This is a genomic window from Sandaracinus amylolyticus (genome assembly GCF_021631985.1).
Taxonomy (GTDB): domain Bacteria; phylum Myxococcota_A; class Polyangia; order Polyangiales; family Sandaracinaceae; genus Sandaracinus; species Sandaracinus amylolyticus_A.
Map to the genome: position 1 here is coordinate 6,171,268 of NZ_CP070225.1, position 16,636 is coordinate 6,187,903.

Annotated in this window: 14 protein-coding genes; 10 read left to right on the forward strand and 4 right to left on the reverse strand. The window is 72.5% G+C overall.

What is annotated here, in order from left to right:
- The first annotated feature begins 59 nt into the window (after window positions 1–59).
- From I5071_RS26140 to I5071_RS26150, 3 genes are all read left to right on the forward strand, one after another.
- A complete protein-coding gene (locus I5071_RS26140) occupies window positions 60–767 on the forward strand; it encodes a hypothetical protein (RefSeq protein WP_236515560.1) in 708 nt (235 codons plus the stop codon).
- An 89-nt stretch (window positions 768–856) separates the two neighbouring features.
- Complete coding sequence (locus I5071_RS26145) at window positions 857–2,191, forward strand: cytochrome P450 (protein ID WP_236515561.1); 1,335 nt, start codon at window positions 857–859, stop codon at window positions 2,189–2,191.
- A gap of 92 nt (window positions 2,192–2,283) precedes the next feature.
- A complete protein-coding gene (locus I5071_RS26150; protein ID WP_236515562.1) occupies window positions 2,284–3,336 on the forward strand; it encodes a hypothetical protein in 1,053 nt (350 codons plus the stop codon).
- Here the strand turns inward: I5071_RS26150 and I5071_RS26155 are convergent, their stop codons facing one another.
- Together I5071_RS26155 and I5071_RS26160 are read right to left on the reverse strand one after the other, a co-directional pair.
- Window positions 3,337–4,308: a hypothetical protein gene (locus I5071_RS26155; protein ID WP_236515563.1), complete on the reverse strand. Its 972-nt coding sequence runs from the start codon at window positions 4,306–4,308 to the stop codon at window positions 3,337–3,339.
- The gene (locus tag I5071_RS26160) at window positions 4,305–5,132 is read right to left on the reverse strand and encodes a formylglycine-generating enzyme family protein (protein ID WP_236515564.1); all 828 of its coding nucleotides are present in this window, start codon (window positions 5,130–5,132) and stop codon (window positions 4,305–4,307) included. Before I5071_RS26160 ends, I5071_RS26155 begins: the two co-directional genes overlap by 4 nt.
- Window positions 5,133–5,318: 186 nt before the next feature.
- Between I5071_RS26160 and I5071_RS26165 the strand changes: the two genes are divergently transcribed.
- A complete protein-coding gene (locus I5071_RS26165) occupies window positions 5,319–6,158 on the forward strand; it encodes a hypothetical protein (protein ID WP_236515565.1) in 840 nt (279 codons plus the stop codon).
- Between the two features lie 148 nt (window positions 6,159–6,306).
- Window positions 6,307–6,630 carry a hypothetical protein gene (locus I5071_RS26170; protein ID WP_236515566.1) on the forward strand — a complete coding sequence of 108 codons (324 nt, stop codon included), beginning with the start codon at window positions 6,307–6,309 and terminating at the stop codon, window positions 6,628–6,630.
- Here I5071_RS26170 and I5071_RS26175 read toward each other — a convergent pair whose 3' ends face one another.
- Window positions 6,631–7,494: a sigma-70 family RNA polymerase sigma factor gene (locus I5071_RS26175; RefSeq protein WP_236515567.1), complete on the reverse strand. Its 864-nt coding sequence runs from the start codon at window positions 7,492–7,494 to the stop codon at window positions 6,631–6,633.
- A 29-nt stretch (window positions 7,495–7,523) separates the two neighbouring features.
- Here I5071_RS26175 and I5071_RS26180 point away from each other — a divergent pair, with 29 nt between their 5' ends.
- The 5 genes from I5071_RS26180 to I5071_RS26200 all read left to right on the forward strand — a co-directional run bounded on the left by I5071_RS26180 (window position 7,524) and on the right by I5071_RS26200 (window position 14,174).
- A complete protein-coding gene (locus I5071_RS26180; protein WP_236515568.1) occupies window positions 7,524–10,250 on the forward strand; it encodes a serine/threonine-protein kinase in 2,727 nt (908 codons plus the stop codon).
- A gap of 51 nt (window positions 10,251–10,301) precedes the next feature.
- A complete protein-coding gene (locus tag I5071_RS26185; RefSeq protein WP_236515569.1) occupies window positions 10,302–11,207 on the forward strand; it encodes a hypothetical protein in 906 nt (301 codons plus the stop codon).
- Window positions 11,208–11,329: 122 nt separating this feature from the next.
- Complete coding sequence (locus tag I5071_RS26190; RefSeq protein WP_236515570.1) at window positions 11,330–11,668, forward strand: YciI family protein; 339 nt, start codon at window positions 11,330–11,332, stop codon at window positions 11,666–11,668.
- A gap of 44 nt (window positions 11,669–11,712) precedes the next feature.
- The gene (locus tag I5071_RS26195) at window positions 11,713–12,954 is read left to right on the forward strand and encodes an RNA polymerase sigma factor (protein WP_236515571.1); all 1,242 of its coding nucleotides are present in this window, start codon (window positions 11,713–11,715) and stop codon (window positions 12,952–12,954) included.
- Window positions 12,955–12,956: 2 nt separating this feature from the next.
- Entirely contained in the window at window positions 12,957–14,174 is a 1,218-nt protein-coding gene (locus I5071_RS26200) for a CapA family protein (RefSeq protein WP_236515572.1), read from the forward strand.
- Window positions 14,175–14,177: 3 nt separating this feature from the next.
- Here the strand turns inward: I5071_RS26200 and I5071_RS26205 are convergent, their stop codons facing one another.
- Complete coding sequence (locus I5071_RS26205) at window positions 14,178–16,616, reverse strand: FG-GAP repeat domain-containing protein (protein ID WP_236515573.1); 2,439 nt, start codon at window positions 16,614–16,616, stop codon at window positions 14,178–14,180.
- Window positions 16,617–16,636 lie beyond the last annotated feature (20 nt).

Consider the following 16,636-nt stretch of genomic DNA (forward strand, 5'->3'; position numbering starts at 1 on the left):
GACGGAGGAGCGTGCGCGTCGGCGCGACGCCCTCGTCGAACCACAAACGAGGTGAGCTCATGAAGCGTGTTCTCGCTGCACTCGATCGCGGCTCGGTGGAGCTCGCGCAGGCCCCGCTCTTCGAATTCCTGGCGGACACTCGCATCCCGGCGCGCAAGAGGCTCTCCTTCGCGCCGCACGTTGCTCACTTCGTGATGTCGTTCGCGGATCTCTACTCGCACGTGCTCAGCGAGTACCCGCCGCGCGACAAGTACCAGGAGCTCGTGAACGCGCACGCGCGCGAGGACGAGACGCACTGGACGTGGTTCCTGAAGGACCTCGAGAAGCTCGGGGAGAGCCCGCGCGTGCCGTACACCGACTCGCTGCGCTTCGTGTGGAGCGAGGCGACGCTCAAGACGCGCATGCTCTCGTACCAGATGTGCAAGCTCGGCATCGGCGCGAGCTCGCTGCAGAAGCTCGTGCTGGTGCAGGCGATCGAGGGCGCGGGCGCGGTGACGGTCGGGCGCGTGTCGGCGGTCGGTCGCGAGGTCGCGGCGGAGAGCGGGATCAAGCTCGTCTATCTCGGGCCGCACCACTCGGACACCGAGGGCGAGCACACGCTCGAGGACGACGCGGTGCACGCGATGATCGAGGCGATCGAGCTCGACGACGCGACGGCGACGCAGCTGATCGCGATGGTGGACGAGACGTTCCGCCACTTCCGCGGGTTCATCGACGAGATGCACGCGCTCGCGCTCAACGGGCAGAAGCTCGAAGCGAGCACCTGAGACGAGACGACGAGCCACCGCGAGGTGGCTCGTCGCGTTTCGGGCTTGTCTTGGCGTCGTGGTCGCACCTATCACTCGATAGCCTCGCCATGACCACCAAGCTGCCGCCCGGTCCGCGCTGGACCCTCCCCGCGACGTTGCGCCTGATCCGCGACCCCTACGCGACGCTGCTCGAGCTGCGCGCGGAGTACGGCGATCTGGTCACGTTCCCCTCGCCCAACGGGCGCGTGGTGCTCGCGATGACGCCCGAGCTCGTGAAGCCGATCTTCACGGCATCGCCCGATTGCTTCGGCGCGTGGGCGGTGGGCACGACGAGCGTGGTGCTCGGACCGCGCTCGCTGATCGTGAGCGAGGGCGAGATCCACAAGCGCGATCGCAAGCTGCTCACGCCGGCGTTCCACGGTGCGCGCATGCGCGCGTACGGCGACGCGATGCGCGCGCTCGCGCGGCGCCGCTTCGACGCGGCGATGAAGCCGGGCGCGACGGTGACGCTCCAGGACGTCACCACCGACATCACGATGGACGTGATCCTGCGGACGGTGTTCGGCGTCGGTGAGGGCGCGGCGTTCGACGAGGGCCGCGCGATGATGGGCGAGATCGTGCGCGGCATGTCGCCGCTGCTCTTCTTCACGAAGGCCTCGCACACGCCGTTCTTCCCGCCGTGGCGCCGCTTCGTGCGCATCCGCGAGCGCTTCCGTGCGTGGCTCGACGCGCGCACCGCGGAGGCGCGCGCCCGCGGTGACGAAGGGAGCGACGTGCTCGCGATGATGCTCGCCGCTCGCTACGACGACGGCAGCGCGATGAGCGACGACGACGTCGCGGCGCAGCTCGTGACGCTGCTCTTCGCGGGGCACGAGACGACCGCGATCGCGCTCGCGTGGGCGGTGCACTGGCTCGGTCGTCACCCCCGCACGCTCGCGCTCCTGCGCGCGGAGATCGCGAGCGTGGGGATCGATGCCGACCCCGAGGTGATCGCGAAGCTGCCGTACCTGTCGGCGGTGTGCGACGAGACGCTGCGGCTGCACCCGATCGTGACCGAGAACCTGCGCATGCTGCGCAAGCCGTTCGAGCTCGGCGGGTTCACGATCCCCGCGGGCATCGGCGTCGCGGCGGCGATCGGCGCGATCCACGCGGACCCTGCGATCTATCCCGAGCCCGATGCGTTCCGGCCCGAGCGCTTCCTCGAGCGGAAGTACAACGCGTTCGAGCACCTGCCGTTCGGCGGTGGTCATCGACGCTGCATCGGCGCGGCGTTCGCCGAGTACGAGATGCGCATCGCGCTCGCGGTGCTGGTCGACGGATGGGACCTCGACCTGGTGCACCGCGACGAGCGACCGGTGCGGCGCAGCGTGACGATGGGCCCCGCGCACGGCGTACCGGTGAAGGTCCTCGGACGTCGCGCGAGCGTGCCCGCAGCCGCCTGATCGCGGTCGAGCGCGAGCCGCTCACGATGTGGCGCGAGCCGCTCGCAGGATCGCGCGCGACGGCTGCGCGAGGTCCGTGACACGACGAGCTGATGCTCGGACCCAGCGCGCTCGCGCGGCTCGACGATCGACTGGTCGAGCGCATCGCGCGCGGAGAGCGGCTCGGCGCGGTGATCGCGTCGGCGCTCGCGACGATCGCGCTCGGTGCGGGCGCGTATGGCGTCGCGGTGGGGACGTGGCGCGCGCCGGCGCAGGCGTGCTTCACCGCGATCAAGCTTCCGCTGCTCTTCGTGGCGGTCGCGGCGTGCACGATCGCGCTCTCCGCGATGCTCGCCGCGCTCCTCCGCGCGCGGCTCGGGCTCGCGCAGACGACGGTGTGCGTGCTGACGTCGTTCGCGATCGCGTCGGCGGTGTTGGGCTCGCTCGCGCCGATCGCGTTGTGGATCGCGGCGAGCGCGCCGCCCCCCGATCCGAGCGTGCTCGGGCTCGCCGAGGACGACCCGCGCGCTCGCCCTTCGCTCGAGGTCGCGCGCGCGCTGCTGCTCGTGCACGTCGCCGCGATCGCGGTCGCGGGGACGATCGGGGTGGCGCGCCTGCGGGCGCTGCTCGTGCGGCTCGGGAACGACGAGCACGTCGCACGACGGGTGATCGTCGCCTGGACCACGGCGCAGCTCCTCGTGGGGTCGCAGCTCTCGTGGATCGCGCGCCCGTTCTTCGGACGGCCGCACCTGCCGCCGACCTTCTCGGTGCACGACGCGCTCGAGGGGAGCTTCTACGAAGAGGTCTGGGTGCTCGCGCGGAGCACGTTCGGTCCGGGGGCGCCGCTCGCAGTCGTGATCGCGCTCGGGGCGCTCGCGGTCGGGCTCGCGCGCAGCCTGCATCGCGAGGCGCGGCGGGTGCTCGCGCGGGTCGAGCCCCACGGCCTCGTGCTGGGCGGTCACGCGGTGCCGTGGCGCGCCATCGCGCGGGTCGAGGCACGTGGTGCGCGAGTGATCGTCGAGGGCGTGGCCGACGTCGCGCTCGAGGTGGAGCGATGGTGCGTCGCGTGCCGCGATCCCGCGGACGCGCGTGCGCTCGCAGCGCTCGTCGATCGAGCACGAGCGAGCGCTGCGCACGGCGCCTACCGCGGCGCGGCAGTGGTGTGATCAGGGCAAGTGCGCGCGACGCGGGGTGCGCTCGTCGATCGCGGTCACGCCCCGCGCGTCGAGGCCCTGCGCGATCGCGTCGCGCACGATCTGACGCACGCGCCGGTAGCCGAGCGCGAGGCGCGCTTCGAAGTCGGACGTGGTCTGGACCAGGTAGTGCCAAGTGTCGCCGCTCGGATAGACCGCGCGCGGGTGGCGGAACGTGCGCAGCACGACCGAGCGCGCATCGGTGGGCAGCGCGTCGACGTTCGTCGCGAGGTCGCGGGTGTACAAGAAGAACGCCTCGGCATTCGAGAGGTAGAGCACGCGCACCGGGATCCCGAGACGCTCGCTCGCGGCGCCGACCGCGCGCAGCGTCGTGGTCGCGGTGACGTCGGCGGTGCGCACGATCACGCGATCGCTCTCGAAGAGCGCGCGCACCCGCGCGTAGAGCGCGGGATCGGAGAGCCAGCTCGTGGGGCGACCCTCGCGCTGCAGCGACGCGACGTGCCGTAGGTAGCCCTCGAAGCGCGCGCGGTTGCGGCGCAGCGTGCGCACGATCTCGACGCGCTCGGGATCGCTCGCGAGCGCGGCCTCGAGCAGCGCGCGCGTGTCGTCCTCGGCGGCATCGGTGAAGCGCGCGAGGAAGACGTCGGGCGTGGGCGAGGCGCGCACGAGTGCGCCGTACAAGCGGTGCACGCGCGCGACGAGCGGATCGTAGTCGACGATCCACAGCAGCGACGCGCCCTGCACCGCGGCGAGCGTGTAGCACTGGTCGGTGCCGACCCCGACGAACGCGCCGCCGAGATCGCGGATCGCATCGAAGAAGAGATCGTGCCGCCACTCGTTCGACCCGGGGTAGTGCTCGTCGGGCGCGGGCGTGACCTCGGAGGGCACGGCGTCGACGATCGCGCGCTCGGCCGCGGTGAGCGGCTGTGCGTGCGCGATGGATGCGAACGAGAGCGCGATCGTGATCTGCGCGAGGAGCTTCATCGTGCGCTCACGTCCGCCGCGCATCGGAACCCGAAGCGATGCGGGTTGGGGTTGTCGGCGGGGATGCCGCGTCGCGCGGTGACGGTCGCGCGATCGACGTCGTGCCACCACGAGCCTCCGCGCACCACACGCAGTCGCTCACCGGACGGGCCGCGCGGATCGAGGCCCGCGCACGCGTCGCCGCACGCGTGATCGCAGCCGCGATAGCAAGGCGCGTACGCGTCGGCGACCCACTCCCAGACGTTGCCGCCCATGTCGTGCAGGCCGAAGCCGAACGCGGGTCGGCTCATCACCGGCCACGTGGTGTCGCGACCGCAACCGTGACCGTCGTCGGTCTCGACGATCGCGTGCTCGCAGTCGCGACCGGCGCGATCGCCCCACGGGAAGCGGGTGTCGTCGGGGCCCGATGCGGCGCGCTCCCACTCGGCCTCGGTGGGCAGTCGTGCGCCGCGTCGCGCACAGAACGCCTGCGCCTCGTCCCATCGCATCGCGACCGCGGGCTGCTGCGCGCCCATGTACCCCGCGAAGCGCGTGAGGCGACGGCATGCGCCCTCGGCGACGCATGCGCTCCACGCGGCGTTCGTGACCTCGTGCACGTCGATCAGGAACGTCGAGACGGTCACGCGCTCGGCGGGCGAGGCGTGGAGATCACGGTCGTCGCCGCGCACGAAGGTGCCGCCGGGGATGCAGACCATCTCGGGTGGCAGCGTCGTCGGGCACGGCGCGAAGGGCGCGTCGCTTTGTTTGGCGCGCGATGGGCGTGGCTCGACCGCGCCGCAGGCGCAGAGCGCGAGGAACAGCATCGCGGGGAGCGCGCGGATCACGTGCGAGGATCGTCGCAGGTCGCGCGCGAGCAGGGGAAGAGGCGCCGTGCGGCGTGTCCCTCGGATCGGGTCATCGGGCGACGCTTAATCCCGCTTAATTCGCGGCAACGTGCGGCGAGGACAAGAACGAGCCCCGTCATCCGGCCGGTCGTTCCAGCCAAGGCCCTCAGCTCACGGAGACGGCACATGCAGCGGCACCTCGGGCTCCTTCCGCTCACGTTCCTCATGCTCCTCGCCGCTTGCGAGGATGGAATGATCGACTACCCGCCGGGCACCGATGCGGGCACTCCGCCGGGCACCGACGGAAGCACCGCGGCCGCGACCGTCACGCTGCGCACGACGTCCGCCGGCACGCACCTCGCGGACGCCGAGGGCCACACGCTCTACGTGTTCTCGCGCGACGTCGCGAGCACCGCGGACGCGTCGGGATCGTCGAGCTGCGCCGGTGCGTGCGCGACCAACTGGCCCGCGTTCTCGCCCGCCTCGTTCGTCGCGGGCGAGGGCGTGAACGCCGCGGCGCTCGGGTGGATCACGCGCGCCGACGGAACGCGTCAAGCGACGTACCGTGGCTGGCCGCTCTACACGTTCGCGAACGACGACGCACCGGGCGAGGCGAACGGCGAGGGCAACAACGACGTGTGGTTCGTCGCGCGCGCGCCCTTCTACTCGGTCATGGTCCGCGTCGGCGACGAGGCGACGGGACGCTTCCTGGTCGATGGCGGCGGCCGCACGATGTACCTGTTCCGCAACGACACCCAGGGTCAGGGCGGCACGGCGCCGGTGAGCATGTGCAGCGGCATGTGCCTCAACAACTGGCCGATCGTCCCGCCGAGCGACGTGCGCCTGCCCTCGACGCTCGACGCGGCCGACGTGACGACGCTGACGCGCGCCGACGGCACCGAGCAGCTCGTCTATCGCGGGTGGCCTCTCTACTACTTCGCGATGGACACCGCGCCCGGCGACACGAAGGGCAACGGCGTGAACGACGTGTGGGATCTCGTCGTGCCGCCCGCCGCAGCGGAGTGATCGCCGCGTGACGATTGCGCGCGCCGGCCCTCGATGGAGGGCTCGGCGCGCGTCGTCGTTTCGTGCCCGGGAGCGGCGAGCCGATTCTTGTCGTTTTTTCGTGCGCCGGTCGGCGAGCTCGTGCGTTCGGGAGGTGAGGAGGTCCTCCATGCACGCACGGATCGTTCGTGTTCTTTCGTCGCTCGTGATCGTGTCCGCGCTGATCGTCGGTGTCGCGTCGCCTCGGGCGCACGCGTGTGGTGGCTACGGGGTCTCGGAGGAAGAGCGCGCGATGCACGAAGCGGTGCGCGCGCACTTCTCGGAGGGCGCGTACGTCGGGTACGTGCAGCTCACCGAGCAGAACGGCGCGGTCGCGCGCGGACAGGTGCTCGTGATCGAGCGCGAGGTGCGGCAGCTCTATGCCGTGACGCTCCGCCGCGAGCGCGACGCATGGCGGCTGATCGACGCGGTGCCCTATCCGTCGGGCGCGTGATCAGTCGAGGTGGTCGACGCTCTCGAGCAGTCGATCGACGCTCGCGTCCATGCGGCTGCGGATCAGGTCCATCACGCTCGCGAGCTCGTCGGGGCGGATCTGCAGCCGCGCGCGGAGCGCGGCCTCGGTGCGCTCGGCGAGCTTCGCGCGTGCGGCGGCGAGCTGTCGCACGATGGTGGCGCGATGGACCGCGTACATCGTCGCGAGGCGCTCGAGCGTGACGCGATCGAGGAAGTGCAGGCGCAAGAGGTTCCGCTCGCGCGGCTCGAGCTCCTGCACCGCGCTCGCGAACGCCTCGCGGAACGCGCTGCGGTACGCCTGCGCGAGGAACGCGAGCTCGGGATCGCGCTCGGCCGGGAGCTCGAGCGCGGCGGTCTCGTCGTGATCGGCGCGGCGCTCGTCGCGCACCAGGTCGAGCGCGATGCGCACCGCGGTCACCTTGATCAGCCCCGGGAGGCGCCCGCGCCCGGCATACTCGACGATGCGCGGAGGCGCGCCGGGCGAAGGCGCGACCAGGAGCCGGTCGCGCACGCGCTGGATCACTTCGTCGAGCGTGCTCTCGGAGAGCTTCATGTGAGCGAGCATCTGCGGGACGTTTCCGAGATAGAGCGACTCGAAGCGACGCACCGCGCGCTCGTCGCCCTCGGCGCACCCGAGCGCGAGCGCGAGCTCGCGGGCGCCGGCCTCGGTCCATCCCGCCGGAGGCTCGGAGAGCGCCGCGAGCGCGCGAACCAGCGCCTCGCGATCGCAGGGACGCTCGAGCGCGGCGGCATCGGCAGCGGCGCACATCGCGTCGAGGCGCGCGTCGAGATCGGGATCGTCGAGCTCGGGGCGCAGGGCTCGGTAGATCGCGGCGAGCGACATCGGGTCGAGGGTACCAGCGGAGGTCGCGCGTGACGTGCCCCGAGCCCGACGCGCTGTTCGCGTTCGCGTTGGGCGAGCTCGACGCGGGATCGATCGAGGAGCTCGATGCGCACCTCGATCGATGCGCGTCGTGCCGCGAGACGGTCGCGAGCCTGGCGTCGCGCGGGGACGACACACCGGGCGACGTGGACGCGCTCGCGCCGGGGACGCGCGTCGGACGCTTCGTGCTCGGTGAGCCGCTCGGTCGTGGCGCGATGGGCGTGGTGTACGCGGCGCGCGATCCCGAGCTCGATCGGCGGGTCGCGGTGAAGCTGTTGCGCGAGGGCGCGCGCGATGCGGCGCTCGGGGCGCGACGGCTCGGGCGCGAGGCGCAGGCGATGGCGCGGCTCTCTCATCCGAACGTCGTCGCGGTGTACGACGCGGGGGAGCACGAGGGTCGTCGCTTCGTCGCGATGGAGCTGATCGAAGGGACGAGCCTGCGCGCGTTCTGCGAGCGGGAGCGGAGCGCCGCGCGGATCGTCGACGTGCTCGCGCAGGCGGGGCGCGGTCTCGCTGCGGCGCACGCCGCGGGGATCGTGCATCGCGACTTCAAGCCGGAGAACGTGCTGATCGATCGCGCGGGCACCGCGAAGGTGAGCGACTTCGGGCTCGCGCGCGCGGAGCGCGAAGCGAGCGAGGGCGCGCTCGATGCCGACGTGTCCGGGCCTGCGCTCACGCGCACCGGCGCGCTGCTCGGCACGCCGGCGTACATGGCGCCCGAGCAGCTGCGCGGAGAGGACGTCGATGCGCGCGCGGATCAATTCGCGTTCTGCGTCGCGCTCTTCGAGGCGCTCGAGGGGCGACGGCCGTTCTCGGGGGCGACGGTGCGCGAGCTGCTCGCGTCGATCGAAGCGGGCGCGCCGGCAGCGTCGCGTGCGCTCCCTCGCGCGGTGCGAGACGTGATCGCGCGCGGGCTCCGGGCCCGGCGCGACGAGCGTTTTCCGACGATGGACGCGCTGCTCGCGGCGCTCGCGCCGCGGGCGCGCTCGCCGTGGCGCATCGCGGTGCCGCTCGCGCTCGCCGTGGGCGCGGCGGCGTTCGCAGCGGCGCGCTCGGAGCCGGCGATCGATCCGTGCGCCAGCAGTGGCGGCTCGCTGGGATGGGACGCGGCCGTGATCGAGCGCGCGCTCGCGCCTGGTGGGCCCGACATCGCGCGGCGCGCGACCGACGCGCTCGATCGATGGGCGCGCGGGTGGAGCGAGGCGCGCGTCGAGACGTGTCGCGCGACCCACGTACGGCACGAGCAGTCGGAGGCGCTGCTCGATCGGCGGATGCGCTGCTTCGACGATCAACGCGCGGCGTTCGACGCGGTGCGCGCTCGTCTGGCCACGGCCGACGTCTCGGCGATCGCGTTCGCGCTCGATGCCGTCGCGTCGCTGCCCTCGACCGACGCGTGCGATGCGCGTGCGATCACGTCGCGCGAGGTGCGCGCTCCCCGCGATCTCGAGGTCGGGCGCGCGATCGAGTCGGCGCGCGTCCTGGTGATCACCGCGCAGTACGCGCAGGCGGAGGAGGAGGCCCGCCGCGCGATCGATCGAGCACGCGCGCTCGAGCACGCACCTTCTGTGGCGGATGCGCAGCTCGTGCTCGCCGATGCGCTGTTGGGGCGCGGCTTGCTCGCCACGGCGGACGAGGCGGGACGCGCGGGGCTGCTCGCGGCGGAGTCGGCTGGTGACGACACGCTGATCGCGCGCGCGTGGCTGCTGCTGGTGCGCGTGGCAGGCGAGACGGGGCGCACCGACGTCGCGACCGAGCGCGTGCAGCATGCCGATGCGGTGCTCGCGCGGCTCGGTCGGCCCGACGAGCTCGAGGCCACGCTGCGCAACGCGTCGGGCGTGGTGCTCACCGAGCGCGGCGAGCTCGACGAGGCGGAGCGCGAGCTGCGTGCTGCGCTCGCGCTGCGGGTGCGGCGGCTCGGAGCGGAGCACTCCGAGGTCGCGCGGGTGCGATCGAACCTCGGCAACGTGGCGCGGCTCGCGGGACGTCTCGACGACGCGCTCGCGGAGCACCGACGTGCGCTCGCGATCGACGAGCGCGCGCTCTCGCCGTCGCACCCGATCGTCGGGCGACATCACCACAACCTCGGCGGCGTGCTGCGGCTCACCGGCGATCTCGACGCAGCGCTCGCGGAGTACCAACGCGCGCTCGCGATCAAGGAAGCGGCGCTCGGCGAGCATCCCGAGGTCGCGCTCACCGAGAACAGCCTGGGGCTGGTGCGCACCGAGCGACGCGAGCTCGACGCGGCGCGCGCGCACTACGAGCGTGCGCTGCGGATCTTCGAGCACGAGCGCCACGGCGATCGCGCGATCGTCCTGCACAACCTCGCGATGCTCGATCGCGAGATCGGCGCGCACGACGCGGCGCTCGAGCGCGTGCGTGCGGCGCGGGCGATCGACGCCGAGCGCGTCGGGCCGCTCTCCAAGCGCGTGGCGGGCGAGTGGATGCTCGAAGGAGACGTGCTCGGCGATCTCGGGCGCCGCGACGAGGCGCGCGAGGCGTACTCGCAGGCCGCGACGATCGCGCGGGAGCGCGGGCTCGAGGACGTGCTGGCGATGGCGAACGAGCGGATCGCGCGCACCACCGAGCGTCCTCGCGCGCGACGAGCCGCGGCACCGACGCCCGAGATCGCGACCCGCGTCGCGCCGCGTCCCGAGCCGCCGCCGCGCCCACCCGTCGCGGGCTCGACCGTGTACCGCGCCGATCAGGCCTGGGACTGATCGGCGTGCGCCGGTCCGCCTCCTCGTGCGTTCGAGAGGAGGAGGACGTCCATGACCAGGATCGGTGTGTCGATCGCCGCGGTGATGATGATCGCGGCGCCCGCGAGCGCGCAGTCGAGCGACGAGCGCGAGACGTGGTCGCGCGCGATCGAGGCGCAGGAGCGCGCGCTCGTCGACTCGCTGCTCGACCCGCTCGAGCGCGGGGAGCTCAGCGTCTATCGCGGCGAGGTGGAGATCCGCGACAACACCATCGCGACGCCCGGGCACGTGACCGACTTCGCGGGACCGATCGTCGCGATCCTCCGGACGACCGAGGACGCGCGATGGCTGCTCGCGCTCGCGCGCGCCGACGGAGCGCACGCGCTGATCGAGCAGCATCCGATGCATCCCGGGCGCACGTACGTGTCGGCGCCGGTCGACGCGATGCAGGTCGCGTCGGGCTCGGCGGGATGCGACGGATGCGTGCCCTCGCTCGCGGCCCGGCCGGCGCGGCTCGAGGTCGTGATGGACGCGCGCGGATGGGACGAGGGGCGCACCCGCGACGGGAACGTCGTGATCCACGCGCGCGTCGCGCTCGAGCGGGTCGATGGCGCGACGCTCGACGCGCGGGCGCTGATCGACCTCGTGCCCGCGCTCCGCGCCTCCTCGTCGATCTGGCGCGACGTCGGGCCTTCGCTGCGCCTCGAGCGCGGCGCGATCGTGCGGGACGTGCGCGGCGTGCTGCGCCTGCCCGCGACCAGGCGCGACGACGGTGCGTCCTGCGGCGTGACGGTCGAGTACGAGCTCACGTGGCGGATCGCGCCGAGGGCGATCTCGATCTCGCGACCGGTGCTGCACACGCACGTGACCTCGTGTTGTCGGTTCGTCGCGCAGCCGGGGAGGACCCACGCGTCGAGCTGCACGCCACCGCCGCGGATCTGTGATCGCGCCGAGGTCCCGCTGGGCGATGCGCGATGAGGTGCGACACGCGTGAGCGCGCTCACGCGCACGAGGAGGGCGATGTCGATCGCACACCGGGCCGTTCGACCCGCGCGTGAAGGTCCCGAGACGAACGCGGGACGCACAACCGGAGATCACACGTGACCTATCTGCTCCTGATCTACGAGGTCGAGACCGATTGGCAGAGCAAGAGCGAGGCGCAGCGGAAGGCCGACCTCGCCGAGTACATGGCGGTCAGCAAGCTGTCGCAGACGAAGGGCGGCAACGCGCTGCAGCCCGTCGCGACCGCGAAGACGGTGCGCGTGCGCGACGGCAAGATGCTCGCGACCGACGGCCCGTTCGCGGAGACGCGGGAGCAGCTCGGCGGCTACTACCTCGTCGAGGCGAAGGACCTCGAAGAGGCGTGCGCGATCGCGGCGAAGATCCCCGCGGCGCGCAACGGCTCGATCGAGGTCCGCCCGGTGATGAAGTACTCGTGATCGCGGCGTAGGGCGCGGGATCGCGATGGTACGATCGCGATCCCGTGTCCGACGTGCGCGCCATCGTCGCCTCGGTGCACCGCGAGGAGTGGGGTCGCCTCGTCGCCTCGCTCATCCGCACCACGCGCGACTTCGATCTCGCGGAGGAGGCCGCGCAGGACGCGTTCGAGGACGCGCTCGCGCAGTGGCCCTCCGAAGGCGTGCCTCGCGTCCCGCGTGCGTGGTTGATCACGTCCGCGCGGCGCAAGGCGATCGATCGCATCCGGCGGCGCGCGCTCTTCCGGGAGAAGGCGCGCGAGCTCGCCGCATTGCAGGAGCGGCTCGAGGTGCCCTCGCCCGACGACATCGACGAGCAGGTCATCGACGACGATCGACTGCGGCTCGTGTTCACGTGCTGTCATCCGGCGCTGCCACCGGAGGCACAGGTCGCGCTCACGCTGCGCACGCTGCTCGGGCTCGAGACCGAGGAGATCGCGCGCGCGTTCCTCGTGCCGATCCCGACGATGGCGCAGCGCCTGGTCCGGGCGAAGGCGAAGCTGCGCGAGGCGAACGTGCCCTACGAGGTGCCGGGCGAGGACGAGCTCCCGGCGCGGCTCGAGGCGGTGATCGCGGCGATCTACCTCGTGTTCAACGAGGGATATGCGGCGACGCAGGGCGACGATCTGATCCGTCACGAGCTCTGCGCCGAGGCGATCCGGCTCGGGAGGTTGCTCGTCGAGCGATGGCCCGCGCGGCCCGAGCCCGCGGCGCTGCTCGCGCTGATGCTGCTCACCGACGCGCGGCGCGCGGCGCGTGTCGGCGCGGACGGCGAGCTCGTGCTCCTCGAAGATCAGGATCGATCGAAGTGGGATCGCGCGGCGATCGACGAAGGGCACGCGCTGGTGGAGCGCGCGCTGCGCGCGCGGCCGGTGCACGCGTACGCGGTGCAGGCCGCGATCGCGGCGGTGCATGCGCGCGCCGAGCGTGCGGAGGACACCGACTGGGCGCAGATCGTCGAGCTCTACGAGGTCCTGCAGCGCATCGCGCCGTCGTCGGTGATCGCGCTCAACGCGGCGGCGGCGAGCGCGTTCGTGCGCGGCCCGGCGCACGCGCTCGCTCGGATGGACGCGCTGCGCGAGGCGCTCGAGGGCTACCACCTGTTCCATGCAGCGCGCGCCGATCTGCTGCGACGGATGGGGCGCCTCGACGAGGCTGCGAGCGCGTACCGCGAGGCGCTCGTGTGCGTGGGGAACGCGCCCGAGCGTCGCTTCCTCGAGCGACGGCTGCGCGCGCTCGGGCGCGGATAACGATGCGGGCGGCGATCGGCGTGCTCGCGGCGATCGTCGCGGGATGTGGCGGCAGGATCGAGGCGAGCGCGCCGGCGCCCGCGGTCACTCCCACGCCGATCACCGCGAGCGCTCCGACGCCCACGACGCGGCGCGTGGTGATCTCCGCAGCCGGCGATCTCGTGCTCAATGCGCTCGCGATGGGCTCGGTGCGCGCCGGTGGCGACGAGGCGGCGGGCTATCGCGCGCTGCTCGACGGATACGCGCGCGCCGTGCGCGACGACGAGATCGCGTACCTGAACCTCGAGATGCCGCTGGTCGACGACGTGATCGCGCTCGAGCCCGGATGGGCTCCGTCGCCGGCCCGCGACGCGCGCGCCCCGGTGCTCGGTGGGACGGTCGAGCTCGCGCGGGTGCTCGCGTCGATCGGCGTCGACGTGGTCGGGGTCGCGAACAACCACGCGTACGACCAGGGCTACGACGGCCTGCGGCGCACGCTGGCGGCGCTCGACGACGCCCGGGTCGCGCACGCGGGCACGTCCTCCGAGAGCCTCGAGCACGCGCTCGAGCCCGTGCTCCTCGAGCGCGACGGAGCACGCGTCGCCCTGATCTCGGCGACCGTGCAGCTCAACCGGCGCGCCCACGGCGCGGGCGCGATCCACCTCGGGCGCACCTCGCCGATCGATCGCATCGAGCGCGCGATCCGCGATGCACGATCGCACGCCGACGTCGTCGTGGTGGCGCCCCACTGGGGGCGCGACTTCGCGATGCGCGCCGACTCCGAGCAGCGCGCGCTGGCGCGGGCATTCGTCGACGCGGGCGCGGATCTGGTGCTCGGCACCGGGCCGCACGTGCTGCACGAGATCGTGCGGGTGCCGAGCGCACGAGGCGAAGCGGTGGTCGCGTACTCGCTGGGCAACGTCGCGAGCGGGATGGGCCGCGCGTATCGACTCGGCCACGACCCGCCGGAGAACGTGCATCCCGCGAACGTGCGCGCCGAGGGGCGAGACGGGCTCGTGTTGCGCGTCGCGATCACGATCGACGAGCGGGGCGCGATCACGTTCGAGCGGGTCGAGGGTGTCGCGCTGTGGACCGAGAACGACTTCCTCGCGCGCGGCGATCGCGTGCACGTGCGCGTGGTGCCCCTCGACGAGGCCGCGCCCGACGTGCGCGCCGAGCGCGAGCCCGCGGTGCGCGCCGCGCTGGGCGACGCGATCGAGCTGGTGCCGATCGCGCCGTGAGGCTCACCCGAACGAGCACGTCATCAGCGGCTCGCTCGTGATCTCGTTGTTGTCCTCGATGCACTCGTTGTAGACGCCGGCGCCGGTGCCGTCGTCGTCGACCTTCGCGCGAACCGTGAAGCTCTCGAACCCGAACGGCGCGCCGAGGTCCCAGGTCACGACGATCGTCTCCGAGCGCCCGGGGAGCAGCGTCGTCGTGGTGCGGTGCGCGCCGAGATCGACCTCGGCGCCACCGGCCGGCGTCGCGCGGACCCACACCGGGATCCCCGGCGCGACGCCGAGCGCGCCGCGGTTCGTCACGGTGATCGCGATCCGCAGCACGCCGCTGGAGATGCACTCGCCGACCACGATCGACGCGACCTGCAGATCCGGCGCGTCGAAGAGACCACCGGGCTGCACGTTCTGCCGGAAATTGTTGAGGCGCGAGCTGAGCCAGTTGGGCTCTTCGAGCCGCGGGACCTGACCGTCCTCGCTGATGTTCGTCACGTGGTAGCTGTGCTGGTTCCACACGCGACGGGTGCGCACCCAATTGTTGTCGACGTCCTCCCAGATCTCGATGCCGCCCGCGTTCGGCGTGCCGGGGTTCGGCTCGGGGATCACGACCTCGCTCTTCCCGTCGTTGTCGACGTCGACGACGATCGGCATCTCGAGCCGCGTGTTGCTGCGGTGCGTGCGGTCTTCGTAGAGGATCGCGCCGGTGCGTCCGTCGAAAATGCGGAAGCTGACCTCGTCCGCGTAGATGACCTCCGCGGCGCCGTCGCCTTCGAAGTCGAACACGCTCGAGCCCGTCGCGCGGCTCGAGCAGTCCTGGTTGCGCACCTTCCACAGGATGCCGGGCGAGTCGCACCCCGCGGGCATCGGCGTCGCGAGGCAGTCGAGATCGACGACCGCGTAGTAGTCGGCGCCCGCGGTGCCGATCTCGGGACGGCCGTCTCCGTCGAAGTCCGCGATGGTCGGCGGGCCGCTCTCGTTGTTCGCGCACGTGAGGCGCGGCACCGCGATGCGATGCAGCAGCGAGCCGTCGTGGTTCAGCACGAACACCTCGCCCTGCCGCACGATCACGACCTCGCCCTCGCGATCGCCGTCGAAGTTGCCGACGCCGTTGTAGCCATCGCACGGCACCGCGCCGCCTCCGCACGGCGAGCCCATCGTCGTGTACGGGTACGACCACTCCTCCGCGCCGTTGCGACCGTCGTAGACGGTGTTGCCCGCGATCACCTCCATCACGCCGTCGAGGTCGATGTCGGCGATCGTCGAGACCGGGCCGAGGAACGCGTTGTTGCCGACGCCCGAGCTGGTGCCGACCGTGACGTTGCCGTCCCAGATCGTCGCGCCGGTCAGGCCGTTCAGCACGAGGTTGCCGATCACGACGTCGGGCTGTCCGTCGGAGCTCACGTCGGCGAGCGAAGGCTGCGCGCCCGCGCTGCTCTGATCGGTGCTCGGCACGCCGTCGCGGCGCCACATCTCGGTCCATGCCGAGCCGTCGGAGCTCGCGCGGCGCCACGCGATCACGCCGTTGCGCGCGGGCGACTCGAGGCGGAACGTCGCGACGATCTCGGGCGCGCGGTTCGCCACGTCGCTCTCGGGATCGAGGTTGCCGAGCGCGATGCCGCCCGAGTTGTCGATGAAGGGCGCATCGAGCATCGCGTGCGTCGTCATCGAGCCGTCGGCGTTGCACGCGCCGCTCGCGATCACGAGGCGCGCGCGGGTGGTGCAGCATCCGTCGGTCGGGCGATCGAACGCCGCGAACACGATGTCCGGGATGTCGCGGGTGTCGGTCGCGCCGTCCCCGTCGTCGTCGGTGAGGTTGAGCACCGAGGGCGTCATCACGACGTCCTGGTACGCCGCGTAGGCCGCGGGCGGTCGCCACTGGCACGCGATGCGTGGCGAGAACTCGCCGACCGGCGGGCGGAACTCGCACACGTCCACCGCGTCGCGCGGCACGCAGCGCATCAACGTGGGCTCGCAGAACGCGTCGATCTCGCACTCCTCGGTGAGCTCGCAGGGCTCGCCGAGCGCCACGCACGCGTCACCGAGGCACGCCTCGCCGCTCGCGCAGCAGAGCTCGCCGCTCGCGCCGCACCGCTGCGCTTCGTCGGCGCACTCGATCGCGCACTGCGTGCTGCCGACGCACTCCTCACCCGCGCCGCAGCACGCGCGATCGCACATCACGCGATCCCCGCAGTCGAGCGCGCACACGCCGGCGTTGCAGACGCGATCGACGCCGCAGCAGCTCGAGCCGCAGCGCGCGCGACCGTCGTCGCAGAGCGCGTCGATGCTGCCGTCGCCGAGCGCGAAGCACGCGCCGTCGATGCACTCGAACCCGCTGGGACAGTCGTTCGTTCGATCGCAGGGCCGCCCGTCCGGCGGTGTGCCGCCGCAGTCGCAGCCCGCGACGACGAACGCGAGGATCAACGAGGGCAGAGCGCGGACCGACGGCATGCAGCGCAAGAGACCTCCCT

Bases quoted from the DNA above. Each gene is read 5' to 3' on its own strand.
- I5071_RS26140 (WP_236515560.1), top strand. From the start codon at position 60: ATGAAGCGTGTTCTCGCTGCACTCGATCGCGGCTCGGTGGAGCTCGCG.
- I5071_RS26145 (WP_236515561.1), top strand. From the start codon at position 857: ATGACCACCAAGCTGCCGCCCGGTCCGCGCTGGACCCTCCCCGCGACG.
- I5071_RS26150 (WP_236515562.1), top strand. From the start codon at position 2,284: ATGCTCGGACCCAGCGCGCTCGCGCGGCTCGACGATCGACTGGTCGAG.
- I5071_RS26155 (WP_236515563.1), bottom strand. From the start codon at position 4,308: ATGAAGCTCCTCGCGCAGATCACGATCGCGCTCTCGTTCGCATCCATC.
- I5071_RS26165 (WP_236515565.1), top strand. From the start codon at position 5,319: ATGCAGCGGCACCTCGGGCTCCTTCCGCTCACGTTCCTCATGCTCCTC.
- I5071_RS26170 (WP_236515566.1), top strand. From the start codon at position 6,307: ATGCACGCACGGATCGTTCGTGTTCTTTCGTCGCTCGTGATCGTGTCC.
- I5071_RS26175 (WP_236515567.1), bottom strand. From the start codon at position 7,494: ATGTCGCTCGCCGCGATCTACCGAGCCCTGCGCCCCGAGCTCGACGAT.
- I5071_RS26185 (WP_236515569.1), top strand. From the start codon at position 10,302: ATGACCAGGATCGGTGTGTCGATCGCCGCGGTGATGATGATCGCGGCG.
- I5071_RS26200 (WP_236515572.1), top strand. From the start codon at position 12,957: ATGCGGGCGGCGATCGGCGTGCTCGCGGCGATCGTCGCGGGATGTGGC.
- I5071_RS26205 (WP_236515573.1), bottom strand. From the start codon at position 16,616: ATGCCGTCGGTCCGCGCTCTGCCCTCGTTGATCCTCGCGTTCGTCGTC.